The following is a 22881-nucleotide window of genomic DNA, read 5'->3' as shown; positions in this document are numbered from 1 at the left end:
ACGGTCCGGTCACGGCGTGCCATGCTGAGAGGCGGATCATGACGTGAAGCGGGAGTGAGTACGGCGGCGTGAGGGCAGTGGGAGGGTCGGTCCGGGCACGGCTTCGCGATCTCGTCGCGGCCTCCGATCCCGGGCTGCTGCGCCTGGCCGCGGGCCTGAGAACGGTGGGCGCCATCGCCCTCACGCTGGCCGTGCTCTCCCTGCTGGGGGCCGACGTGCGCCATCTGGTGGCGGGCGCCATCGCGGCGATGGTCTCCACCTTCGCCATCCGGGAGAAGCAGCGCAGCCGGCAGGCCGTCACGCTCGCGCTGGGCCTTGTAGTGGCGCTGGCCTCCGTGTCACTGGGTGCGGTCCTGCACTCCCGGGTGGTGGGCGGTGATCTCTTCTTCGTCGCCCTCATCTTCTGCGTCGTCTACGCCCGCCGCTTCGGCGACCGGGGCACCTCGCTCGGGCTGATCGGCTTCCAGGTCTACTTCATGTCCCTGTTCGTCGGCGCCACCGTGTCGGGGCTGCCGCAGTTGTGGGGCGTCGTCGCCGTCGCCGTCACGTCCAGCGCCGTGGTGCGCTTCGCGCTCGTACCCGAGACGCCCGCGGGGATCCTGCAGCGGCTGCGCGAGGCCTTCCGCGCCCGGCTCGCGCAGCTCGTGACCGCACAGCTCGCTCTCCTCGACGCCGGGCCGGAGGAGACCGACAAGGCGCTTCAGGACGTACGCGACGGCACCGCGCGCCTGCACGAGACGGCCATGATGATCCAGGGCCGGCTCGAGGAGGGCACCGCCGACGAGTCCGTGGCGCGGCTCGTACAGCGCCGCATCGCGGATGCCGAGATCGCCGCCGAACGCCTCGGACTGCTCCTGCTGACCGCCCGCAGCGCCGAGCGGGCCGACACGCTGACCCTGCACCTGCCGGGCGCGCCCGTCCCGCCGGGCGGCCCTCTGCCCGTACAGGACGAGTCGACCGCAGCCCTGCGCCGCGACCTGGAGGCGCTGCGCCTGCTGGTCCTGCGGCCCGTCTCCGAGGACCTGGGAACCGGCCTGGCCCACCTGCGCAACCGGCTCCTCGGCTACCGGGACGAGGAGAACCTGCCGAAGGCCTCCCCCGCCGTCCAGGACGTCTTCCGGGGCGTCGGCGAAGCCGCACGCGCGGTGCTCGGGCTGCGGATCGCGCTCGGCGGGCCGCAGGACGACGCGGACGACACCCCGTCGACGGCCCGCTCACGCGAGGAACTGGACGCGGAGGACGCGGCGATCGACGCGGGCGAGGAGGCCGCCGAGGAGGTGCCGACGGGGCTGGAGCGGCCCACCACGCGCGCTGCCGTGCAGGTCGCGGTGGGATCGGCGCTGGCCATCGTCGGCGGTGAGTTCCTCTCCAGCCAGCGCTGGTACTGGGCCGTGCTGACCTGCTGGATCGTGTTCATCAACACCGCCTCGACCGGCGAGATCCTGGTCAAGGGCTACCGGCGGCTGGTGGGCACGGTGCTCGGTGTGGTGGCCGGCCTGCTGCTCGCGGGGCTGGTCGGGCACCACACCTGGACGGCGTTCGCGCTGGTGCTGCTGTGTGTGTTCGCGATGTTCTACACGGCCCCGCTGTCCTACACGCTGATGTCCTTCTTCGTCACCGCCGCGCTGGGCGTGCTGTACACCCTGCTGCACACCTACAGCCTGTCGGTGCTGGTGCTGCGGGTGGAGGAGACGGCGCTCGGCGCGGCCTGCGGGATCATCGCGGCGGCGTTCGTCCTGCCGGTGCACACCGACCGGCGTACCAACGACCTGCTCGTCACCGTGCTGGACCGGCTCGCCGACGTCACCGAGGCCGCCGTCGACCAGCTCAGCGGCGGGGACCCGGCCGAACTCCTCGACAAGGCGCGCGACCTGGACCAGGCCCTTGCCGACCTGCGCACCGCCACCCAGCCGCTCACCCACCCGGTCACTCCGCTGCGGGCCCGGCGCAACACCGCCCGTTATGTCGTCGCGCTGCTCGAGACCTGCGCGTACCACGCGCGTTCGCTGGCGGCGATGGCCGAGCTCCTGCCCACGCATCCCTCGATCGCGGCGGATCCGCGGCTGCGGCGGGCCGGGAAGCGCATCCTCGGCAACATCGGGGTGATCGGCGCGCGTGTCGCGGACGGGCGGGCCGCCGTCGAGGTCGCAACGGGGGCGAGCATCGCCTCCCTCCTGGAGTCCGACCTGCCCGGCGGCTCGCGCTACGGCCGCATCACCGACCGGGTGCTGCGGCATCTGCAGCGCCTCGACGAGGCGGTGGTGGGCCTGGCCCGGCCGTTGAAGGTGCCGGTGGCGGCGCCGCAGCGGTGACCGTCCTCAGAAGTCGGTGGGCAGATCGCTCACCTCGGCGATGCCGCGCAGTTCCTCGTCCTGCCGGTGCCGTTCCCGGATGAGGTCGGCGATCTCGCCCAGCCGCGCCGGGTCGGAGGCGGTGTCCGCGTCGGTGATCACTCTGACCGGGCCGGTCTCCTCGAGGTCGATCTCGACGACCTCGTTGTCCAGCCGGCCGGTGACGGCGGCCGCGATGACCAGGGCGGCCTCGTCGCGGACCTCCTGGGACAGCCCGTCCCCGTGGTCGCCGCCGAGCGCGAAGTCCAGCGTGGGCAGGCGCTGTTCGTCGAGGGCCCGCAGGACCGGTTCGACCACGCCGAGCAGCTGCCTGTAGTCCTCCGTGTCCATCCGGGTGCGCAGGAGGCCGAGGTAGAGGTCGACAGGCCGGTGCTCCGGTGGAAACTCGGATTCGCTCATCCAGTCCGTGTTCCCCGTCTGGCGCGGGTCAGACCCTGCGCCTGCGACAGGCGACCTCCGGGACGGCGTTCAGCGGAAGGCGACCACGGCGGTGATGCACTTGCCGCCGGCGGGCAGTTCGGACACCCGCACGTCGCGGGACAGCCGGCAGACGATGGGCCAGCCGTGGCCGCCGACGCCCTCTCGTCGTCGCGGGTCGGCAGGCTGCCTGGTCATGGGCAGTCGGTCGCTGCGGTCGCTCACCGAGACGCGCACGCCCGTTCCGAGGACGTCGACGCGGAAGTCCGTGACACCGCCGCCGTGCAGGATCGCGTTGGTCGTCAGCTCGGTGGCGACGAGCAGGGCGTCCCCCAGGACCTCCGGGTCGCAGTGTGTGTGGGTGGCCATGCAGCGTTCGGTGACCGCTCGCTCGACCGCCCTGCGCGCCTCGGCGGGTTTGCACCGTCGCGGCGGTCCGGTCCGCTGTGCGCCCGGTCGTTCGAGCGCGGATTCGGTCCCGTGCTCCTCGCCCATCGCCTGGCTCCCTGATCGGTGTACAACCGGCTCCCTCGAGCGGGGAAGCCGGACCCGGCCGCACCCGCGGCCGCCGCAGTCCGGGCAAGCGCCTCTCGGACACGGCTGTCCCCCGCCCGTTCGCAGCAGATCCGCCTCCCGCTGCGCGAGCACCGCAGGCCACTTCTCATCGGCTCACCTGCGCGCGCTCGGCCAAACCTCCCGGCCGAAAGTACGTGCCACGGCCATCAGAGCCCGCAATGGGGGTACGCGGAGGTCATGACCGATGTCGTGGACTCAGACGAGCTGCTGCGGCGCATCCGGCGTGCTCGGGCCTGCGCTCAGCGGGAGGAGCGGGCGTGGCGGGCACGGGGCGACGACCTGCGGGCGACCGATCCGGAGGCGGCGCGCGACGCCGCCGTACGGATGCTGTCCTACGAGAGCGTCCTCAGGGTGCTGGACGAGATCCTGACCCCCGGGCAACGCCCCATAGAGTGAAACCGGTCACGTGACCGGGTTGAGAGTGAGCAGAACGCGCGCAGATGGTTTAGGATTCATCCATACGTGGTGACGGAGTCGACCGTACCGTCCTCTGACGCCACCGCTTACGGCCCTGGCTGGTCTCCCCCGTCCAGCCAGGGCTTTTTCATGTCTTCGGGGTTCTCGGCCGGAACTGCTGTCCGCCGAGGTGCTCGCGGCGTCTGCAGCGGCTGAAATGGGCGTAGGGAAAGCACCGGAACCGATCCCCGGCGAGGAGCCCCGCGTCATGACCAAAGCGATAAAACTGCTGACCGCACTTCCCCCGCCCCAGCGGCAGAGCCTGATGACGCTGGCGCAGGAGGTCTCCTTCCCGGAGGACACCCGGATCTTCGAGGCGGGGGGCAGGGCCGACCGCTTCTGGGTCATCCGCTCGGGCGCGGTCTCGCTCGACCAGCGGGTCAACTCGCTGCAGCGGGTGACCGTGGCGAGCCTCGGCTCGGGCGATCTGCTCGGCTGGTCCTGGCTGTTCCCGCCGCACGAGTGGGACTTCGGCGCGGAGGCCTTCAGCCCCGTCCGCGCCTACGAGTTCGACGCGGCGGCAGTGCTGCGGCTGTGCGAGGAGGACACCCAGCTAGGACTTGCGCTGGTGCGCAGCGTCGCGGAGATCCTCGCGCACCGGCTGGAGATGACGCGGGGCAAGCTCATGGAGCAGCACGCGGGCCGCGGGCGCAGCGTCCTGTAGGCCCCGGGCTCAGATGCGGTAGCGGCGCAGTGACGGGACCGCGGCGGCCAGGGTCAGCATCACGGCGACGACGAGGAGGCCGCCGCCCGCGACCGCCGTGCGCGGGCCGAAGGCCGAACCGGCGGTGCCGTGCAGGACGTCGGCCAGGCGCGGGCCGCCCGCGACGACGACCGTGAAGACGCCCTGCATGCGGCCGCGCATCTCGTCGGTGGCGGCGGACAGCAGGATCGCCCCGCGGAAGACCATCGAGACCATGTCCGCGACCCCGGCCAGCGCCAGGAACCCGGCCGCGATCCACAGATTGCCGCTCAGCCCGAAGCCGGTGATCGCCGCACCCCAGGCGACGACCGCGCCGATCACCATCCAACCGTGCCGGCGAGCCCGGGAGAACGTGCCCGAGAACAGACCGCCGAGCACCGCGCCGATGGGGATCGCCGCGAACAGCAGGCCGAGCGCGAGCCCTTCGCCGTAGGAGCCGAAGGTCTGGTGGGCGAGCTGCGGGAACAGGGCGCGGGGCATGCCGAAGACCATCGCGATGATGTCGGCGAGGAAGGACAGCAGCAGCACCTTGTGCATGGAGATGTAGCGGAAGCCCGCCGCGATCTCGCGCACTCCGGCGCGCCGCGCGGCCGTGCCCGCGAGGGGCGGCAGGGAGGGCAGCTGGTAGACCGCCCACACCGTCACGCACAGCGCGAGGGCGTCGATCAGGTACAGCTCGGGCAGGCCGATCACGGGTATGAGGGCGCCGGCGAGCAGCGGTCCGACGACCTGTCCGGTCTGCATGACGGTCGAGCCTAGGGCGTTGGCTGCGGGCAGTTGGCCCTCGGGGACCAGGCGGGCTATGGAGGCATTGCGGGCAGGGGCGTTCAGGCCCCAGAACGCCTGCTGCATCGCGAGCAGCACCATCAGCGCGGCCACGGACTCGAGCCCGGTGAAGGCCTGGAGCCAGAACAGCAGCGAGGTGACGGCGATGCCGCTGTTGGTGATCAGGAGCAGTTTGCGGCGGTCCATGCTGTCGGCGACCGCGCCGCCCCACAGCGCGAACACGATCAGCGGCAGCAGGCCGGCGAGGCTCGCGGCGCCGACCCACGCGGAAGAGCCGGTGATGTCGTAGATCTGCTTGGGCACGGCGACCGCGGTGAGCTGGCTGCCGACGGCCGTGACGATCGTCGAGGTCCACAGCCGGCGGTAGGCCGGGATGCGCAGGGGACGGGTGTCCATGGCCCAGCGGCGCCAGCCGCGCCGGGGCGGGTCGACCGCGACCGGTTCCGGGGTCTGCGGTTCGGTGCTGCTCTCGCTGGTGTCCACGGGCTTCCTGGTTGCTCGATACATCTTTCGGGGCCAGGGTTCACTATCCCAGCACCGCAAGAGAGTTCGGGACGCGCAATCTCAGGTTGTGGACTTCAAGCCCTGGCGACGAGCATGGCCCCGAGCGTGATCATCGTCGCGGCGACCAGTCCGTCCAGGACGCGCCAGGCGGCCGGTTTGGCCAGGAAGCGGCTGAGCGCACGGGCGCCGAAACCGAGCGCGGCGAACCAGCAGAGGCTGGCGAGGGCGGCGCCGAGGCCGAACGTCCAGCGCAATGGGCCGCGGTCGGCTGCGATCGAGCCGAGCAGGAACACGGTGTCGAGGTAGACGTGCGGGTTGAGCCACGTCAGCGCGAGGCAGGTCAGCACGGCCCGCCTGCGCGAGACCGTCGTCTCCCCCTCGGTCCGCAGGGCGCCGCCCGGCCTCAGTACCCGGCGGGCGGCGAGGGCGCCGTAGCAGAGCAGGAAGGCGCCGCCGATCCAGCCGACCGCGGTGAGCGCCCCCGGCCACGCGACCACCACGGCGCCGACCCCGCCGACGCCGAGCGCGATGAGGACGGCGTCGGACAGGGCGCAGATGCCGACGACGGCGAGGACCGCGTCGCGGCGGATGCCCTGGCGCAGGACGAAGGCGTTCTGGGCGCCGATGGCGACGATGAGCGAGAGGCCGGTGCCGAAGCCTGCGGCCGCGGCGGTCAGGGCGTTGGTCATGGCATTGACGCTATGGAAGCGATGTCTTGACGTACAGCTAAAGATTCTTACGTATCCTTAGCGTTCGTGAAGACGGAGCTGACGGAATTGCCTCTGGACCAGGTGCGGACGCTGCTCGCGGTGGTGGACGAGGGCACGTTCGACGCGGCGGCCGCGGCGCTGCATGTGACGCCGTCGGCGGTCAGTCAGCGGGTGAAGGCGCTGGAGCAGCGCACCGGCCGGGTGCTGCTGATGCGCACGAAACCGGTGCGGCCGACCGAGTCGGGCGAGGTCGTCGTGCGGTTCGCCCGTCAGCTGGCCCGGCTGGAGCGCGATGCGCGTGCCGAGCTCGGCATGAGCGGGGCCGGGGAGCCGACCCGGGTGTCGATCGCGGTGAACGCCGACTCGCTGGCCACCTGGCTCCTTCCGGCACTCACGCAGGTCCGGCACGAGCCCCGGCTCTGTTTCGAGCTGCGCCGCGAGGACGAGACCCGTACGGCGTCGCTGCTGCGGGAGGGGCTGGTGATGGCGGCGGTGACGTCGTCCGCCCAGCCGGTCACGGGCTGCAGCGTGCGCGCGCTGGGACGGATGCGCTATCTCCCGGTGGCCGGCCCGGACTTCGCCCGGGAGCACTTCGGCGGACCACTGCGGGAGGCGCTCGCGGTGGCGCCCACGGTGGCCTTCGACCGCAGCGACGACCTGCAGGACGCCTTCGTCCGACGGCTGCGGGACGGCAAGGGCGGCGCGAGTCCGGTACGGCATTTCGTGCCCACCTCGGAGGGGTTCGCCGAGTCCGTCGCGGCGGGTCTGGGCTGGGGTCTGGTGCCCGAGGTGCAGGCCGAGCCGCTGCTGCGGGCCGGGCGTCTGGTGCACCTCGCGCCGGCTCAATCCCTCGACGTCCCGCTGTACTGGCAGCAGTGGAAGCTGGACTCCCCGGCGCTCGCGGCGGTGGCCGAGGCAGTGAAGGAAGCGGCCGCCGTGGCGCTGCGCGGCGCCGCCCCTGGCCACTGACTTGCGTGATGCAATCGACGTACGATGGGGGCGTGCTTCCTCGTACGTACGAAGGTCAGGTCTGCTCGATCGCCCGGTCGCTCGAAGTGGTGGGTGAGCGCTGGACGTTGCTCATCGTCCGTGATGCGCTGCGCGGCACGCGGAGGTTCGAGGACTTCCGGGTCAACCTCGGCATCGCGCACAACGTGCTGTCCGACCGACTGGGCAAGCTCGTCGAGGCGGGCATCCTGGAGCGGCGGCTTTATCAGACCCGGCCGGAGCGGTACGAGTACCTGGTGACCCCGGCGGGCCTGGACCTGTGGCCGGTGATCATGTCCATGCTGCTGTGGGGGGACCGGCACCGGGCGCCGGAGGGGCCGCCGCTGGTGGTCCTGCACCGCGGCTGCGGCGGCCGGCTGCAGCCCGGGCTCACCTGCTCCGCCTGCGGCAAGCCGCTGGGACCGTACGACTGCGACATGGAGCCCGGGCCCGGCGCTCAGCCCGCCGGTGACACGGTCAGGCCCGCGAGCCCCGCGTAATAGGCGAACCTGAACGGGTTGAAGAGCTGATTCTGTTCGACGAGAGCGCGCAGGATCCGCCCGCGCAGCTCGACCAGCGATGCGTCGCCCGGGTGGCTCAGCAGGGCGCAGTCGACGATCCTGAGCGCCACGGCCGGTTCCCCGCGCGCCAGCAGTTCCTCACCCGCCGTACCGAACGCCGCTGCCCGGCCGCCGCCCAGCAGGTCCAGCGCCGCGGCCCACTGCGCCCGGCCGACGGGGTCCACGCCGTCCCCGTCCGCCTTCCAGTAGCCGGTCCTCTGGTGGTACAGGCGCTGCACGAAGCCCTCGCGCATGACCAGGTACGGGAGGATCGCGGCCGGATGTCCGCGCAGGACCTCGGGAAGGTGGTCGCGGTCCAGCATGTCGGTCAGTGAGCGGCCCGCGACGATGTCGTCCGCGACGACGGCGTGCAGGTCTCGCAGGGCGGAGAGCAGGCCGGGGAACGCCTCGACGGTGAAGTTCTCGGTGAGCGGCGGGTGGCCGTGAATCAGCAGCCGGGGTTGCAGGTCCTGGACCGTCCGCAGTGCGTCGAACAGCCCCTCGGCCGATCCTTCGGCGAAGAACGGCGCGCCGACGTAGGGCATGCACATGTCGCCGGTGAACACCACGCCCTCGTCCGGCAGTTGGACGAGGAGGCCGTCGCGGGTCTCGCCTCCGGCGATGGGGATGAGTGTGAACCTCCGACTGCCGACGGTGAGGGTCTCGGGCTGCTCGACGAGCCGGTCCGGCACGATGTGCGGGCGGCGTTCCTCGCCGTCCGGCAGCAGGGCGGGGAAGGGCGGCGGGCTCGCGGCCTGCAGCGCGAGTTCGTCGGCGAAGGCGGCCTGGGCGACGACTTGGGTTCCGGGGCCGGCCAGTGCCTCCAGGCCGCCGATGTGGTCGAAGTGTGCGTGCGTGAGGATCACCTGGGTGATCGGTGCCCGGGTGACGGCCCGCAGGTCGCGCAGGGCCGCCTCGACGTGCCGGGGGTGGCTCGCCGCGTCGATCGCCACGATGCCGTCGTCCGTGACGACGAACGCGAAGTCGGCGAAGTCGTAGCCCTGGGCGACGTGCACGCCCGGGGCCATTTCCACCAGCCGGGGCGCGGTCATGCGCAGGCCGTCCTCGGCGCTGACGAGGTAGTCCGTGACGAGTGACAGGCCGGGTGCGTGTCCGAGGCGGTCGCGCGCGGCCCGGGCTTCCTCCGTACGGCCCTGGCATGCGTAGGCGCGGGCCAGGGCGGCGTGCACGGAGTGCAGGAACCCGGTCGGGAACTGGTCCCGCACGGCGAGCACGAACTCCAGGTCGGCGATCACCGTGTCGGCCCGGCCGGCGCAGTCCGGGAAGCCCGCGAGGACGGTTCCCCGGAAGTACTGCGGCAGCCCGAGACCGCGTTCCGCGGCCGCGTCGAGCCGGGCGATCGCCTTGTCGTCCGGCCCGTCGAGGCGGGCCTGGAAGACTCCCGCCAGGCTTTCGGCCAGGGCCGATTCGGGGCGTTCGGCGCTGAGGGCGGTGAAGTAGTCGTGGCCTTCGCGGAATTGGCGGGTCGCGAGCATCTGCTGGGCGAGTACGGCGGTCACCCGGTCGGGGATGCCGGGCCAGCGCACGGCACGGCGCAGGGCGTCGGTCTCCTTCATGGTGTCTCCTTCATCGACGTCATGGGGCTTCCTTCAGTGGCGTGGGCCGCTGTCGGGCGGCCTTGTCGGGTTCCGGTCGCGGTGCACGGACGCGGCCCAGGGCGAGCGAGATGACGGCGGCGAGCCAGCCGGCGCCGGTGACCATGAGCCAGGCGTGGCGGAAGCCGCCGAGGGCCTGGGGTCCGGGCGTGCCGAGGAGGGCCACCAGGGCCGCGACGCCGACGACGGCGCCCAGTTGGCGCAGGGCCGATGTCATGCCGATGCCGGTGGCCAGGCTCGGCGGCGGCAGTTCCAGGACGGCCGCGCTGCCGAGCGCGGGCAGGGACAGACCGACGCCCGCGCCGGTGAGCGCCGCCGCCGGGAACAGGGCCGACCAGTAGTGCGGTTCGGTCGTGGCGGTCAGGGCCAGGAGGAGCGGGCCGGTGCCGAACAGAAGGTTGCCCGGCAGGGCGGCGACGCGCGGCCCGTAACGGTCCGTGAGCCGGCCGGCCAGCGGGGCGGTCAGCGCGGCCAGCACGGGTCCCGGTGTCACCGCGGCTCCGGCGCGCAGGACCGGCCAGTCCCACACCGTGGTCAGGAACAGCACGTTGCACAGCAGCGACGCGAAGAATCCGGCGCCGAAGACGAACGTGCCGATGGTGGCCACAGTGAAGGAGCGAAGGCGGAACAGGCCGAGGTCGGCCACTGGTGCCGGGTGTGCAACGGACCTCAGCACGAACAGCGGCAGCAGGACGGCGGCGGTCCCGAACGCGGTGAGCACTCCGCCCGAACTCCAGCCCCAGTCCGCGCCCTTGACGATCCCCAGCGCCAGACCGCCCACGGCGCCGACCAGCAGCAGCGCGCCGAGGACGTCGGGAACGCCCTTCGCCCGCTCGTCGCGGCTCTCGCGCAGCAGCCGTGAGGCCGCCACGAGCGCGGGCAGACCGATGACGAGGTTCACGAAGAACACGGCACGCCAGCCCTGCCAGTCCACCAGCAGTCCGCCGAGCGACGGTCCGACGCCGGCGGCGACCGCGCCCGCGGCCGTCGAGAGCGCGATCGCTGTGCCGCGCCGCTCGGGCGGGAACTCCGGCAGGGTCAGGCTCAGCGAGGTCGGCAGCACGGTCGCGGCGCCCAGTGCCTGCACGACGCGCGCCGCGATGAGGACGGGCACGGAAGGAGCCAGGCCGCTCGCCGCGGACGCGACAAGGAACAGCAGCAGGCCGGCCAGGAAGAGCCGGCGGCGTCCGTACCGGTCGGCCAGGCGGCCCGCCGGTACGAGGGCGGCGGCGAAGACCACGCTGTACCCGTTCAGCACCCACGACAGGTCTGCAAGGGAGTCGTGCGGGAACGACCGCCCGAGGTCGGTGAACGCGATGTTCACGATGGTGACGTCCAGCAGGGCCATGAAGACCACGGCCGAGGTGACGACGAGGACCTTCCAGCGACGCTCCATGTTCCGCCTCCGGCACCGGGCGGTGGATTGCTTGATGCAATCGACTCAACCGACTATAGAGACGTGACTTGCATCAAGCAATCGAGTGGGCGGATGCCGTCAGGAACCCAGTGCCGCCAGCTGCGCCGCGGCGCTGTCGAGGAGCATCTCCAGTGCCGTCGGATAGGCGCTGTCGGCCATGCGGGCCGCCAGCAGGGGTGCCGCCTCGGCGATGCGCGGGTGGGTGGTGCGGGGCAGCCGGGTGTACGTCGAGCGCCACATGTCCTCGTCGGCGCGGAGGGCGGCGCTCGGCAGGGCGAGGGAGGCGGCGTCGAGGGCGGCGAAGGCCAGGCTCTGGTCGATGAAGGCGTGGTAGATGCGCACCGTGTCCGGCAGCGGGAAACCGGCGGTGCGCAGGACGTCCAATACGGCCTCGTCGGCGGCCAGTTCGTTGGCCCGGCCGGTGACCCGGCTCGTGGTCAGCAGGGCCGCCTGCGGGTGGGCGACGTAGGCGGCGTGGATGCGCAGCCCGACGGCGCGCAGGTCCGCCCGCCACTCCCCCCTCGGGCGCCAGCCGTCGAGGGCCTGGCCGATGAGCGCGTCGCCGATGGCAAGGGTGAGCTCGTCCATCCCGCGGAAGTAGCGGTAGAGCGTGCTCGGGTCGGCGTCCAGGGCCAGGCCCAGGCGGCGGGCGGTGAGGCCCGCGCTGCCGTGTTCGCGCAGCATCCGCAGCGCGGTCTCGACGATCAGCCGCTCGGACAGCACCGTGCCCCTCTTGGTGGGCCTGCGTCTGCGGCGCCTCTCCTCGGGCACCACCGGTTTGGGCATGACAACCTCCCGAGGCCTTATGCCAACGCCATTGACCTTACGTGAACCGGCGGCGTTGTATCTCCGGCGGGGCCCCTCGTCATCAACCCTCCGGACAGGGAGATCTGTCATGCGTGTACTGCTCGTGGGCGCCGGCGGTGTCGGCACCGCCATCACCCGCATCGCCGCCCGGCGCCCGTTCTTCGAGGCGATGGTGGTGGCCGACTACGACCCGGCGCGGGCCGAGGCAGCGGTCGCGGCCCTCGACGACGGCCGGTTCAGCGCCGAGCGCGTCGACGCGAGCGACGAGGCGGCCGTGGCGGAGCTGCTGCGCCGGCACGGCTGCGACGTGCTCCTCAACGCCACCGACCCGCGCTTCGTGATGCCGCTGTTCCGCGCGGCGCGCACCGCCGACGCCACCTATCTGGACATGGCGATGTCGCTGTCGCACCCGCACCCCGAGCGGCCGTACGCGGAGTGCGGGGTCAAGCTCGGCGACGACCAGTTCGCGCAGGCCGAGGAGTGGCAGAAGGCGGGCGCGCTGGCCCTGGTCGGCATGGGCGTGGAGCCCGGTCTGTCGGACGTCTTCGCCCGGTATGCCGCCGACGAACTCTTCGACGAGATCGAGGAGATCGGCGTCCGCGACGGCGCGAACCTCACCGTCGACGGCTATGACTTCGCCCCGTCCTTCAGCATCTGGACCACCATCGAGGAGTGCCTCAATCCGCCGGTGGTCTACGAGGCCGGCCGCGGCTGGTTCACCACCGAGCCGTTCAGCGAGCCGGAGGTGTTCGACTTCCCGGAGGGCATCGGCCCCGTCGAGTGTGTGAACGTGGAGCACGAGGAGGTGCTGCTCGTCCCGCGCTGGGTGGACGCGCGCCGGGTCACCTTCAAGTACGGGCTGGGCCGGGAGTTCATCGAGACGTTGAAGACGCTGCACCTGCTGGGCCTGGACAGCACCGAGCCGGTGACCGTGCCGAGCCCCGCGGGGCCGGTGGCGGTCTCGCCCCGGGACGTCGTCGCCGCGTGTCTGCCCGACCCGGCGACGCTGGGCGAGCGGATGCACGGCAAGACCTGTGCGGGCACCTGGGTGCGCGGCGTCAAGGACGGTGCACCGCGGGAGGTGTACCTGTACCACGTGGTCGACAACCAGTGGTCCATGACGGAGTACGGCAGCCAGGCGGTGGTGTGGCAGACCGCCGTCAATCCGGTCGTCGCGCTCGAACTCCTCGCCACCGGCGCCTGGTCCGGATCGGGCGTGCTCGGCCCGGAGGCGTTCCCGGCCCGCCCGTTCCTGGATCTGCTGACCGCGTACGGCTCCCCGTGGGGCATGCGCGAGCAGTGAACCTCGGTTCTCAGCACTCCGTTGTTTCACTCACGCATCGACAGGTGACCCGTAATCGAGTAAGCCATCCGCGAGGGCACGTACGACTTCGATCGCAGGTGACTTTGATGGACGACTGGCGAGACCAGGCCGCGTGCCGACACGAGGACCCCGACCTCTTCTTCCCGATCGGCACCACGGGCGCTTCGCTGATGCAGGCGGAACAGGCCAAGGCGGTGTGCCGGCGTTGCCTTGTCCGGGAGCGGTGTCTGCGCTGGGCGCTGGACACCACGGAGTGCCTGGGTATCTGGGGCGGTATGAGTGAGACGGAGCGGCGTGCCCTGCGGCGGGAGCGAGCCACTTCGCGCCGCGGGTAGTGCCGCGATGGGTTGTTGGGCGTCTGCTGCGACGTTGTGGCCGGTCGCGCCCACGCGGCGGAGCCGCATATCGATACAGTCCCGCGCCCCTTCAGGGCGTTGCACTGGTCGGCAGTTTCAAAGTGAAGGTGCTTCCCGCGCCGGGTTGGCTTGTCGCATCCACTGTTCCCCCGTGTGCGGCGACCAAGTGACGGACTATCGGCAGGCCCAGGCCGCTGCCTCCTGTGCGGCGGCTGCGGGACTTCTCGGCGCGCCAGAAGCGGTCGAAGACGTGCGGCAGGTCCTCCGGCGCGATGCCCGTGCCGGTGTCGGTCACGGTGAAGACGACCTCGTCGCCGTCGCGACGGGCCGCCAGGGTGACGGTGCCGTCGGCGGGTGTGTGCCGCAGTGCGTTGGAGACCAGGTTGCCGAGAGCCTGCCGCATGCGCACCGGGTCGGCGTCGAGCCATGGGCTGCCGTCGTCCTCGGTGCGTACGGTAACGCCGGCCGCGTCGGCGGCGACGCGGTGGGCGGCGGCGACCTGGTCCAGCAGCTCGTCGGCGCGGACGGGTTCGCGGTGCAGGCGCAGGGTGCCCGCGTCGGCGGCCGCGAGGTCCTGGAGGTCGTCGATGATGCGCTGGAGCACCAGTGCCTCCTCGTGCAGGGAGCCGAGCAGCGCGGGATCCGGGGCGACGACGCCGTCCCGGGTGACCTCCAGCCAGCCGCGGATGTTGGTGAGGGGGCTGCGCAGTTCGTGCGCGATGTCGCTGACCATGGCCTTGCGCTGGGACTCCAGGCGTTCGCGCCGCTCGGTGAGGTCGTTGAAGGCCTCCGCCAGGATGCCGGTCTCGTCCCGTGTGGTCACCGGCACCCGCACATGCATGTCCGGCGGCTGCTGTGCCGCCTCGGTCAGCGCGCGGAGCGGCCTGACGAGCCGGGTGGCGACCACGGCGGTGACGGCGAGGGTCACGGCCAGCACGAGACCGGCGGCGCCGACGATCTTCGCCTTGTTGGCCGGGGACATGTCGAAGCGGGGCGGGGTGGTGGGGTCGTCCCCACCGAGGTACAGCTCGGCCACCGGGGCGACGTATGGGGTGAGTTGGGTGCGCAGGGCGTCGTCCGTGCAGGTCTGCGCCGCCTTCATGGCCTGCGCATCGTCCATCTTGGCGTACTTGGCGATGACGAACCGGCTCGCGGTCGCCTTGCCCGTGGGATCGAGCATGAGGTAGGGCCCTACGCCCGGGTCCAGGCCGTGATGTTGCAGGCAGACGCGGGCGCCCTCGGTCAGGTCGTCGAGTGCGTTCTTTTCGGTGCGCGTGGGGTTGGCGAGCAGCCCGTAACCGCAGTCCTCCGTCACGTAGTCGGAGGCCGGGCTGCCATCGGAGTTGACGATCACGGGACGACCGCTCGGGCTCTTTTCGACCTTGGTCTCGACGCCGAACCGGTGGTAGCAAGCCTGTTCCTTGGCGGCGATCGCCTCCAGTCGGGAGCGCTCGTTCCCCGTGAGCCGGTAGGGGCCCACGGCACGGGGGTCGATCCCGCTCAGCTGTGCGCCGGCCTCGGTGTAGGTGTCGGTGTGCAGCGGGTCGACGGTGGCGGCGGCGCCGAGCGGCAGGGCAGTTCCTTTCCTCGCCGAGTCGGCGATGAGGGTGCGGTCGGCCGTGGTCAGGGCGATGCGCCGGCCCGAGGTCGCGGCCAGGGTGCGGACGGTGGCCTCGACGCCCTTCCAGTCGGGGTGGGTTGCGGCGTAGCCGCTGAGTTCGGCGAGGATCTTCATGTCGTCGGCGAGGTCCTGGCCCTGTTCCTCCCGCAGGGCACGGGTGGTGGTCTCCACCGCCAGCCAGGCCGTCGCCGCCACGGAGCACACCGCGATGACCACCGACGCGATCAGCAGCCGCACCAGCAGCCGTTTGCGCAGCGGGATGCGGCGCTTCACGGACGGCCGCCGCTGAGTTTGTAGCCGACCCCGAACACGGTCAGCAGCCGCACCGGCCGGCGCGGATCGGCCTCGATCTTCTTGCGCAGGTTCATGATGTGGACGTCGACGGCCCGCTCGGTCGAGGCCCGGTCGATGCCGCGGGTGCACTGCAGCAACTGCCGCCGGGTGAATACCCGTTCGGGCTCCGCCGCCATGGCCAGCAGGATCTGGAACTCGGCCGGTGTGCACTCCACCGGTGTGCCGTCGCAGTGCACCTCGTGCCGATCCGGATCGACGGCGAGCCCGGCCGTCCGTACGACGGGATCCTCCCGCACGCCGACCGTCCGGCCGCTGCGCCGCAGCACCGTACGGATGCGGGCCATCAGCTCCCGCGGACTGTACGGCTTGGTCATGTAGTCGTCGGCGCCCAGCTCCAGACCGAGCAGGACGTCGTCCTCCTCGGACCGTGCGGTCAGCATCAGCACCGGGATCTCCTCGTCGGCGCCCCGCAGGACCCGGCACACCCCGAAGCCGTCGACCACGGGGAGCATCAGGTCGAGGACGACAAGGTCGGGTCTGAGGGAACGGGCGGCGGCCAGCGCGGCCGCCCCGTCATGGACGACGGTGGCCGTATGGCCCTCGGCCAGCAGGGACCGGCGTATGAGTTCGGCCTGCATCTCGTCGTCCTCGGCGACCAGCACATGTGCGCACACGCGGCGGATCCTAAGCGGTCAGCGGGCCAGGGACACGGCGTCACCCATGACGATGACGGGATGCAGATCCGGGTCGAGCACGCGGAGCAACTCCTTCATGTGCTTCTCCGCGATGCTGACGCAGCCGTGGGTGGGGCCGCCGTGGTCCACGTGGATCCAGACGCCGCCGCCGCGCTTCGCCCCGAGCGGGCGGGTCCAGTCGAGAGGTGAAGTCCCCGGCCTGCGGTTGTAGTTGATGGCGACGACGTAGTCGAAGGCGCCCGCGAGGGGCTCCCCCTCGAAGCCGGTGCCGGGTGAGGTGAAGCCGTAGGAGTGGTGGTACGGCAGCTTGGCGCCGGGGTCGGTCAGCAGCCCGCCCGCGTCGGTGAGGCCGTAGACGCCGATGGGCGAGCGCAGGTCTCCGGCCATGTGGTGGCCCGTCCAGCCCTTGAGGGCGTTGTGCGCGGGCCAGCTCGCGCCGGGCCGCCAGCCGGTGGCGGTGCGCTCGTACAGGACGAGCGTGGACAGCGGGGAGTTCTTGTCCTTGCCGGTGACGACGACGGCCTGGCGGGCGTCGGCGGGCATCTTGGCGAGCGTCCTCGGTCCCAGGCCGGGCAGTTGCAGCGGGGCGGACTCGGCTCTCGCCCCGGCCGTCGGCGTGGGGATCGGTACGGCCGCGGGGGTGCTCGCTGCTGCCGCGTCGCCGCCGGAGGGATGGCCCGGCAACGCCACCGCCCCGCCGCCGCATCCCGTCAGGAACAACAGGGACGCGGCGAGCAGGGCGGGACGTGGTCTGCGCGTGATCATGAACGCATACTGACGCAGACATGTAAGGAACTGGTCAGGATCTAGGCCGTGTTCGGCTTGCCGTCCTGATAGAGCCAGGACTGGAACAGGCTGTTCAGGTCCTTGCCCGACTCTCGTTCGGCGAGGTTCACGAACTTCGCCGTGGTGCCGTGTCCGCCTCGGTGTTCGGTCGCCCAGGCCCGCAGGATGCGGAAGAACGTGCGGTCGCCGACGGCCTTGCGCAGTTCGTGCAGGGCCATCGCGCCGCGGGCGTAGACCGGGGTGGCGAAGATGTTCTCGCCGCTGCCGGGGTCGCCGGGCGGGAACTCCCACAGGTCGTCGCTCGCCGGGCGGGCGTAGAGCTTGTCGAAGGTCTCCTGGGCGCTGTCGCCGCCGTGCTGCTCGCTGTAGAGCCACTCGGCGTAGGTCGCGAAGCCCTCGTTGAGCCAGATGTCCTTCCAGGAGGTCAGCGACACGGAGTCGCCGAACCACTGGTGGGCGTTCTCGTGGACGAGGGTGCTCAGGTCCGGCGCCGAGTCGTACAGGGGACGCGACTGGGTCTCCAGCGCGTACCCGACGTCCGGCGCGCGGTCCACGATCGACCCGGCGTTGCGGAACGGGTAGGGCCCGAAGAGCTTGCTCTCCCACTCCAGGACGGACGGCAGCTTCTTCAGTACGGGTGCCGCCTCGGACGCCTCGCGCGGGTCGACGGCGTTGTAGACGCGGATGCCGTCACGGGTGGTGTACTGCTCGACCTCGAACTTCCCGACCGTCGCGGTGGCGAGGTAGGCGGCCATGGGTTCGCGCTGGCGCCAGTGGAACGTGGTGTGCCCGTGCGCGGTCCGCCGCCCGATCAGGACACCGTTGGCCACGGCGGTGCGGTTCTCGGGGACGGTGACCGTGATGTCGTACGACGACTTGTCCTTGGGGTGGTTGTTCGCCGGGAACCAGGTCATGGCGCCCTGCGGCTCCCCGGCGACGAAGGCGCCGTCGTCGGTGGGTATCCAGCCGTCGAGCGAACCGTCGGGGTCGGTGACCGGCTTGGGGGTGCCGCTGTAGGTGACGGTGACGCGGAACTCCTCGCCCCTGTACAGGGGGCGGGCCGGGGTCACGACGAGTTCCTGGCCGTCGCGGCGGTGTTGCGCCGGGGCGTGGTCGACGGTCAGGCCGGTGACCTTCAGCCCCTTGAAGTCGAGGTCGAAGCGGCTCAGGTCCTGGGTGGCGCGGGCGGTGAGGACGGCGGTTCCGTCGAGGTGGCCACTCGTCGGGTCGTAACGGAGGGTCAGGTCGTAGTGGTGGACGTGGTAGCCGCCGTTGCCGGCGAGCGGGAAGTACGGATCCCCGGCACCGGATGCGCCGCCCGTGCTCGCGGAGGCGGGTCCGGCGGCGGCGAGCAGAGCCGCGAGGGCGACGGGGACCGTCGCGGTCAGAACCTCGCGGCGCAGGACGGTGGCGGGTCTGACGGCCTGTCGGCGGGATTGCCTCACATGCACTCCTGGGGGGTGGCCGATGATCACACGGGCACCAGGGTATGGGCCGCCCGTCCCGGTTTCCTCCTCGATTGGGTCAAGTCACACGGCGTCACCCGCCGCTCCCGCACTACGCTCGACGTCACCCGCCACCGCAGAGAGGCCCGATCGTGAGCGTTCGCGTGCGTCGCGTCTACGAACCGCCCGAGCCGGACGACGGCGTACGCGTCCTGGTCGACAGGCTGTGGCCGCGCGGCCTGTCCAAGGATGCGGCGCGCGTGGACGAGTGGCCCAAGGCCCTGACCCCGTCGACGGAGCTGCGCCGCTGGTATCACGCGGGTGAGGGGTCGTACGAGGAGTTCGCGGGCCGTTACGAGGCGGAGCTGGACGCCCCGGAGGCGGCCGAACTCCTCGGCCGTGTCCGGGAGTTGGCGGCCAAGGGGCCCGTGACGCTGCTGACCGCCGCCAAGGACCCCGGGCAGAGTCACGCCGCCGTGCTGGTCCGGTTGCTGGATGCGCCTTCGAGGTAGTTCTCGGTGACGGCCAGGGCGGCCGCCATGATGCTCAGTTGGGGGTTCACCTCCGGGCAGCCCGGCAGGACGGAGGCATCGGTGACGAGGACGCCGTGGACGCCTCGCAGCCTGCCCTCGGCATCGGCCGGTGCCCGCCGCGGATCGCTGCCCGCGGCGACCGTGCCGGTCGGGTGGAAGGCCGACAGGTGCAGATCGCGCGGGGTGATCCCGGTGAGCAGCGCGTCGAGTTCGGCGAGGGTGCGGGCGCGCGGTGCGCGTGGGACGCCGGTGAGCACCTCGTGGGCCCCGGCGGCGAAGAGGATGCGGCCCATGGCTCGTACGGCCGTCATCAGCCGGTCGCCGTCGCGGGGGTCCAGGCGGTAGTGGACGATTGTGCGGTCGCGGCCCAGGACCCGGCCCGCGGGCCGGTCGGCGATCATGGCGCCGAGGATCGCGAGGCGGTCGGCTCCCTCCAGTTCACGGCGCAGGGAGCGCCCGAGGCCGGGGAGGACGAAGCTGCTCATGCCGGGCGGGCTCGCGGTCGCCTCGATCAGGATCCCGCGGTCGTGCAGTTCCTCGATGCCGGTGCTCTGCAGGACACCTTCCCAGGAGGTGACCGGGTCGGTGAAGCGGCCGGCGACGCTGGTGGCCGGGTGCACGCTGAGGTTGCGGCCCAGGCGGGGATGTCCGCCGAGGCCGGAGCGGCGCAGCAGCGGTGGGGTCTGCAGGGCGCCCGCGGCCGTGACGACGAGGGGGCTGAGGATCTCCAGTTCGCTGCCGTCCGCCCGGCGCGCCAGGATGCCGGCCGCGTGTGGCGGGCCCGGGCGGTCGTGGTCGAGCAGGATCCGCTGCACGCGTGCGCCGGTGACGATGCGCGCCCCGTGGGCGCATGCGTCGGGCAGGACGGACAGCTGCACGCTCTGCTTGGCGCCGGTGGGGCAGCCCACCACGCACTGGCAGGATCCCTTGCAGCCCGGTGCGTTGCGGCGCAGCGGGCCGGCCCGCCAGCCGAGTTGTCCGGCGCCGGCCAGGGCGAGCAGGCCGTTCCTGCCGAGGACGTCGAGCGGCTGGGTGGCGACGCGCAGGGTGCGTTCGATCTCGTCCAGCCGTGCGGGGAGTCCGTCGGCGAGGTGGAAGCCGTGGCGGCTGCTCCAGCGGTCGAGGACATGGGCCGGAGTGCGGTAGCAGGTGCCGGAGTTGACGACGGTGGTGCCGCCGACGGCCCGTCCGACCGGCAGCAGGAGGGGCGGATTGCCCAGGGCGGCGGTCGCTCCGCCGTCCCGGTACAGGTCGGTGAAGCGGTCCAGCGGAGCACGGCGGCCGAAGGAGGCCGTGGTGTGGTGCTCGCCCTCCTCCAGCACCACGACGTCGAGCCCGGCGCGCGCGAGAGTGCGGGCGGCCACGGCTCCTCCGGCGCCGGATCCCACCACGACGGCGTCGGCGGTGGCCCGGGCGGGCCACTCCTGGGCCGGGGTGCAGTCCAGGGGCGGGTCGTCGGGGGCTGCCGGTGCCGCTGGGGCCGGCGTGCGCTCGGTGGCCGCGGCGAGCAGCACGGGGACCTTGAGGAGATCGAGCGCCGGCAGGAGTCCGGGGCGCGCGGCAAGGGAGTTGAGCACCGTTTCGCGCTCGTCCGGGGTGAGGGCGGCCAGGCGACGCCCGCTGTGCAGGACGGCGTATGCGTCCACGGCGGTGGCGGCGGCATGCACGGCGGCCCGTACGGGCCCGGGCAGTGCGGACAGGAACGTGTCGAGCCTGCCGGGTACGCGCGCGAGCCACTCCCCGCCCCCGGTGTCGGCCAGCAGCGCGGCGACCAGTCCCCGCCCGGTCACCGGTCCCCCACCTCGGCGTGTGCGGTGCCCTGCAGCGTCCATGTGGCTTCGGTGCGCCAGTGGCCCCACCAGCGCTCCAGCAGGATCGTCGCGTCGGCGTTCTCGCTGTTGCGGCACACCGCCGGGGCGCCGTCCGGGTCGCGGTAGTCCAGGGCGAGGGTGCGCTCGGCCGGCTGGATGACTTCGACGCGGATGCGGCGCAGCAGCGTACGGCCGGTCACCGTCCACACGGGCAGTCCGATACGGGCGCGGAAGCGTCCGATGCCGAACAGGCCGACCGCGGAGCGCTCCGCCCGGCGCGGCCAGGTGCGGTTGCGGTGCCTGAGGCGCAGGAAGACGAGTGGCGGCAGCCGCCGCAGCAGGGGCTGCGTCGACACCGCGGCGATCACCTCGAGTACGTCGCCGTCGCCCAGTTCCGCGTGGAGCCAGGCCCAGCGGCGGGCGTTGCCGTGACCGTGGATGCGGGCGGAGGCGCCTGGGGCGTCGCGCAGGGCCAGCGTCTGTTTTCCGTCGCTGAACGTTCCGTCGTACGTGGCCCGGGCCGCCGGAAGCATGTGGGCGGCGGGGAGCAGGGGACGCCGCCAGGACCAGCGGGGAAAGGTGAACAAGGGCTCGGCCAGGGGCCGTTCGGCAAGATCCCAGTGGAAGTCGCCGACGTTTCCAGTCAGTTGCCCCGGGGCGGCCGAGACGCCGTCGGCTGTGAATCCGTGCGCGGGGTTGTTCCAGGGGGTGGGCCCGAAGCGGATGTGGCGGACCTCTCCGTCGGGTGGGAAGGCGGCGGCCCAGCCGTGGGCGTGCGGTGCGGACCCGTCGGTGGGCGAGACCAGTTCGTGGTGGAGCCAGATGCCGGTGCCGGTGGCGGGGTCGGTCAGGGTGGTGTACCAGACCTCGGTGCGGCCGGGACTGCCGTCCCAACGCGGTGCGAGGTACTGGGCGGGGTCCTCCCGCCGGGGAAAGCGGAAGCTCAGGAGGAAGGGCGCCAGGCCGGTGGTGACGGGGAAGCGCAAGGTGCCCCGGCCGACCGGCGCGCCGTCCTCGTACAGCGTGAACGGCAGGACCGTCATCGACTTCACCGGACGGCGGGGGGTCACCGACTTCCAGCCGTCCAGGGTGAGGACGCGGTCGTCGGCGGTGAACGTCAACCGGTAGCGGATGCGGCGGCGGGCGAGTGGCGAGATCTCCAACTCGCCTGTGGCGTCCGGGTCGTCGGCCAGTCCGGTGATGCGTATGCGGCCGCCGATCCGGGCCCGGGTGGTGCGGTGCGGGCGCAGGATTTCGTCGGCCTCGGCCCGCAGGTCGAGGCGGATGCGGCGGACCGGGTCCCGGCTGTCGAGCCGGACCGTGCCGAGCATGGTCTCCGTGAACGAGGTGCCCCTCACGCCAGTCCCTCCAGCATGAGGCGTTCGGTGTCGCGCAGATAGGCGTCGGCGGCCGTGTGGGCCCGGCGGCTGTCGCCGGAGGTCACGGCCTCCACTACCGGGGCGAGGCGCCGGTGGGCGGCTTCGGCGTCGGTGAACGGCCCGCGCAGGGCGGCGCGGACGGGGAGGTAGGCGTTGAAGAGGGTGTTGGTCAGCAGGACGTAGACCCGGTTGCCGGTCGCGCGGGCGAGGGCGCGGTGCACCTCGACGTCGGCCAGTTGCACGGCGTCCGTGGCGTCCGCTGTCCGTACGGACTCAAGGAGGCGGCGCAGTTCGACGTGGTGCGCCCGGGTGGCCCGGGCCGCGGCCCGCTCGGCTATCAACGCACCCACGGACCGCCGTACTTCGAAGATCTCGCGGACCCATTTCGCGTCGTGCCGCACGAGCATCGGCAGGAGGTCCGCGCCGCCGAGCCGGGCGTAGTCGCGGACCTTGGTGCCGACGCCGTGCCGGGTCTCCAGGAGGCCGGCCTGGACCAGGCGGCCGAAGGCGTGTTTGAGGGTGGTGCGGGTGACGCCGTATCCGTCGGCCAGTTGGCGCTCCGGGGGCAGATAGCTGCCCGCCGGGTGGCGTCCGGCCAGGATGTCCTCGCGCAGCCGGGCCTCGAGGACGTCCACGATCGTCTCGCGGGGCAGTGCCTCCACGGATGCCTCCTTGTACGGAAGAGGTGGATGAGTGGCTGAGCCACTGAACCAGCGGGTGCGAGCGCCGGTCAATCCCCTTGCGGCT

22 protein-coding genes are annotated in these 22881 nt (G+C 72.2%); 8 read left to right on the top strand and 14 right to left on the bottom strand.

The window, feature by feature from the left end:
* Positions 1 to 68 precede the first annotated feature (68 nt).
* A complete protein-coding gene (locus tag ACFY10_RS33545) occupies positions 69 to 2312 on the top strand; it encodes an FUSC family protein (RefSeq protein WP_390668986.1) in 2244 nt (747 codons plus the stop codon).
* A gap of 6 nt (positions 2313 to 2318) precedes the next feature.
* On the opposite strand, the gene ACFY10_RS33540 is transcribed toward ACFY10_RS33545, so the two are convergent.
* Together ACFY10_RS33540 and ACFY10_RS33535 are read right to left on the bottom strand one after the other, a co-directional pair.
* Positions 2319 to 2750 (bottom strand): hypothetical protein, encoded by a 432-nt coding sequence (locus ACFY10_RS33540; RefSeq protein WP_390668985.1) that lies wholly within the window; start codon positions 2748 to 2750, stop codon positions 2319 to 2321.
* Positions 2751 to 2819: 69 nt separating this feature from the next.
* Positions 2820 to 3263 carry an ATP-binding protein gene (locus ACFY10_RS33535; RefSeq protein ID WP_390668984.1) on the bottom strand — a complete coding sequence of 148 codons (444 nt, stop codon included), beginning with the start codon at positions 3261 to 3263 and terminating at the stop codon, positions 2820 to 2822.
* Between the two features lie 258 nt (positions 3264 to 3521).
* Between ACFY10_RS33535 and ACFY10_RS33530 the strand changes: the two genes are divergently transcribed.
* Positions 3522 to 3740 (top strand): hypothetical protein, encoded by a 219-nt coding sequence (locus tag ACFY10_RS33530; protein WP_390668983.1) that lies wholly within the window; start codon positions 3522 to 3524, stop codon positions 3738 to 3740.
* Between the two features lie 268 nt (positions 3741 to 4008).
* On the top strand, positions 4009 to 4464 hold the full coding sequence (locus ACFY10_RS33525) for a cyclic nucleotide-binding domain-containing protein (RefSeq protein WP_390668982.1): 456 nt from the start codon (positions 4009 to 4011) through the stop codon (positions 4462 to 4464).
* Between the two features lie 9 nt (positions 4465 to 4473).
* On the opposite strand, the gene ACFY10_RS33520 is transcribed toward ACFY10_RS33525, so the two are convergent.
* Both ACFY10_RS33520 and ACFY10_RS33515 read right to left on the bottom strand, forming a co-directional pair.
* Positions 4474 to 5772: an MFS transporter gene (locus ACFY10_RS33520; protein WP_390668981.1), complete on the bottom strand. Its 1299-nt coding sequence runs from the start codon at positions 5770 to 5772 to the stop codon at positions 4474 to 4476.
* Positions 5773 to 5867: 95 nt separating this feature from the next.
* Positions 5868 to 6482 (bottom strand): LysE/ArgO family amino acid transporter, encoded by a 615-nt coding sequence (locus ACFY10_RS33515; protein ID WP_390668980.1) that lies wholly within the window; start codon positions 6480 to 6482, stop codon positions 5868 to 5870.
* 66 nt (positions 6483 to 6548) lie between these two features.
* Here ACFY10_RS33515 and ACFY10_RS33510 point away from each other — a divergent pair, with 66 nt between their 5' ends.
* Entirely contained in the window at positions 6549 to 7472 is a 924-nt protein-coding gene (locus ACFY10_RS33510) for a LysR family transcriptional regulator ArgP (RefSeq protein ID WP_390668979.1), read from the top strand.
* A gap of 32 nt (positions 7473 to 7504) precedes the next feature.
* Entirely contained in the window at positions 7505 to 7990 is a 486-nt protein-coding gene (locus tag ACFY10_RS33505) for a winged helix-turn-helix transcriptional regulator (protein WP_390668978.1), read from the top strand.
* Here the strand turns inward: ACFY10_RS33505 and ACFY10_RS33500 are convergent.
* The 3 genes from ACFY10_RS33500 to ACFY10_RS33490 form a co-directional block, all read right to left on the bottom strand.
* Entirely contained in the window at positions 7948 to 9627 is a 1680-nt protein-coding gene (locus tag ACFY10_RS33500; RefSeq protein WP_390668977.1) for an MBL fold metallo-hydrolase, read from the bottom strand. The genes ACFY10_RS33505 and ACFY10_RS33500 overlap by 43 nt on opposite strands.
* A gap of 19 nt (positions 9628 to 9646) precedes the next feature.
* Positions 9647 to 11062: a DHA2 family efflux MFS transporter permease subunit gene (locus ACFY10_RS33495; RefSeq protein WP_390668976.1), complete on the bottom strand. Its 1416-nt coding sequence runs from the start codon at positions 11060 to 11062 to the stop codon at positions 9647 to 9649.
* Positions 11063 to 11161: 99 nt separating this feature from the next.
* A complete protein-coding gene (locus ACFY10_RS33490; RefSeq protein ID WP_390668975.1) occupies positions 11162 to 11869 on the bottom strand; it encodes a TetR/AcrR family transcriptional regulator in 708 nt (235 codons plus the stop codon).
* A 109-nt stretch (positions 11870 to 11978) separates the two neighbouring features.
* Here ACFY10_RS33490 and ACFY10_RS33485 point away from each other — a divergent pair, with 109 nt between their 5' ends.
* Positions 11979 to 13193, top strand: a complete 1215-nt coding sequence (locus ACFY10_RS33485) for a saccharopine dehydrogenase family protein (protein WP_390668974.1) — start codon at positions 11979 to 11981, stop codon at positions 13191 to 13193.
* A gap of 107 nt (positions 13194 to 13300) precedes the next feature.
* Positions 13301 to 13549 carry a WhiB family transcriptional regulator gene (locus ACFY10_RS33480; protein ID WP_390668973.1) on the top strand — a complete coding sequence of 83 codons (249 nt, stop codon included), beginning with the start codon at positions 13301 to 13303 and terminating at the stop codon, positions 13547 to 13549.
* A 91-nt stretch (positions 13550 to 13640) separates the two neighbouring features.
* Here the strand turns inward: ACFY10_RS33480 and ACFY10_RS33475 are convergent, their stop codons facing one another.
* From ACFY10_RS33475 to ACFY10_RS33460, 4 genes are read right to left on the bottom strand one after another with little or no spacing between them, the layout of a single operon-like run.
* A complete protein-coding gene (locus ACFY10_RS33475) occupies positions 13641 to 15464 on the bottom strand; it encodes a sensor histidine kinase (protein WP_390668972.1) in 1824 nt (607 codons plus the stop codon).
* Positions 15461 to 16159 (bottom strand): response regulator transcription factor, encoded by a 699-nt coding sequence (locus ACFY10_RS33470; RefSeq protein ID WP_390668971.1) that lies wholly within the window; start codon positions 16157 to 16159, stop codon positions 15461 to 15463. Before ACFY10_RS33470 ends, ACFY10_RS33475 begins: the two co-directional genes overlap by 4 nt.
* 18 nt (positions 16160 to 16177) lie before the next feature.
* Positions 16178 to 16945 carry a L,D-transpeptidase family protein gene (locus ACFY10_RS33465; RefSeq protein ID WP_390668970.1) on the bottom strand — a complete coding sequence of 256 codons (768 nt, stop codon included), beginning with the start codon at positions 16943 to 16945 and terminating at the stop codon, positions 16178 to 16180.
* 41 nt (positions 16946 to 16986) lie between these two features.
* Positions 16987 to 18411, bottom strand: a complete 1425-nt coding sequence (locus tag ACFY10_RS33460) for a M1 family metallopeptidase (RefSeq protein ID WP_390668969.1) — start codon at positions 18409 to 18411, stop codon at positions 16987 to 16989.
* Positions 18412 to 18563: 152 nt separating this feature from the next.
* Here ACFY10_RS33460 and ACFY10_RS33455 point away from each other — a divergent pair, with 152 nt between their 5' ends.
* Complete coding sequence (locus ACFY10_RS33455; protein ID WP_390668968.1) at positions 18564 to 18923, top strand: DUF488 domain-containing protein; 360 nt, start codon at positions 18564 to 18566, stop codon at positions 18921 to 18923.
* Here the strand turns inward: ACFY10_RS33455 and ACFY10_RS33450 are convergent.
* The 3 genes from ACFY10_RS33450 to ACFY10_RS33440 are packed head-to-tail and all read right to left on the bottom strand — an operon-like array spanning position 18878 to position 22796.
* Positions 18878 to 20734, bottom strand: a complete 1857-nt coding sequence (locus ACFY10_RS33450; RefSeq protein WP_390668967.1) for a GMC family oxidoreductase N-terminal domain-containing protein — start codon at positions 20732 to 20734, stop codon at positions 18878 to 18880. The two genes, ACFY10_RS33455 and ACFY10_RS33450, sit on opposite strands and share 46 nt — an antisense overlap.
* Positions 20731 to 22113, bottom strand: coding sequence for a hypothetical protein (locus ACFY10_RS33445; RefSeq protein WP_390668966.1), 1383 nt, complete (start codon positions 22111 to 22113; stop codon positions 20731 to 20733). Before ACFY10_RS33445 ends, ACFY10_RS33450 begins: the two co-directional genes overlap by 4 nt.
* Complete coding sequence (locus ACFY10_RS33440; RefSeq protein WP_390668965.1) at positions 22110 to 22796, bottom strand: FadR/GntR family transcriptional regulator; 687 nt, start codon at positions 22794 to 22796, stop codon at positions 22110 to 22112. The genes ACFY10_RS33445 and ACFY10_RS33440 overlap by 4 nt, the downstream gene beginning before the upstream one ends.
* Positions 22797 to 22881 lie beyond the last annotated feature (85 nt).

This window comes from Streptomyces sp. NPDC001401 (assembly GCF_042895385.1).
Classification (GTDB): Bacteria; Actinomycetota; Actinomycetes; order Streptomycetales; family Streptomycetaceae; genus Streptomyces.
The sequence above is the reverse complement of the archived record's forward strand: the minus strand, read 5'-3'. Positions and strand labels throughout refer to the sequence as shown.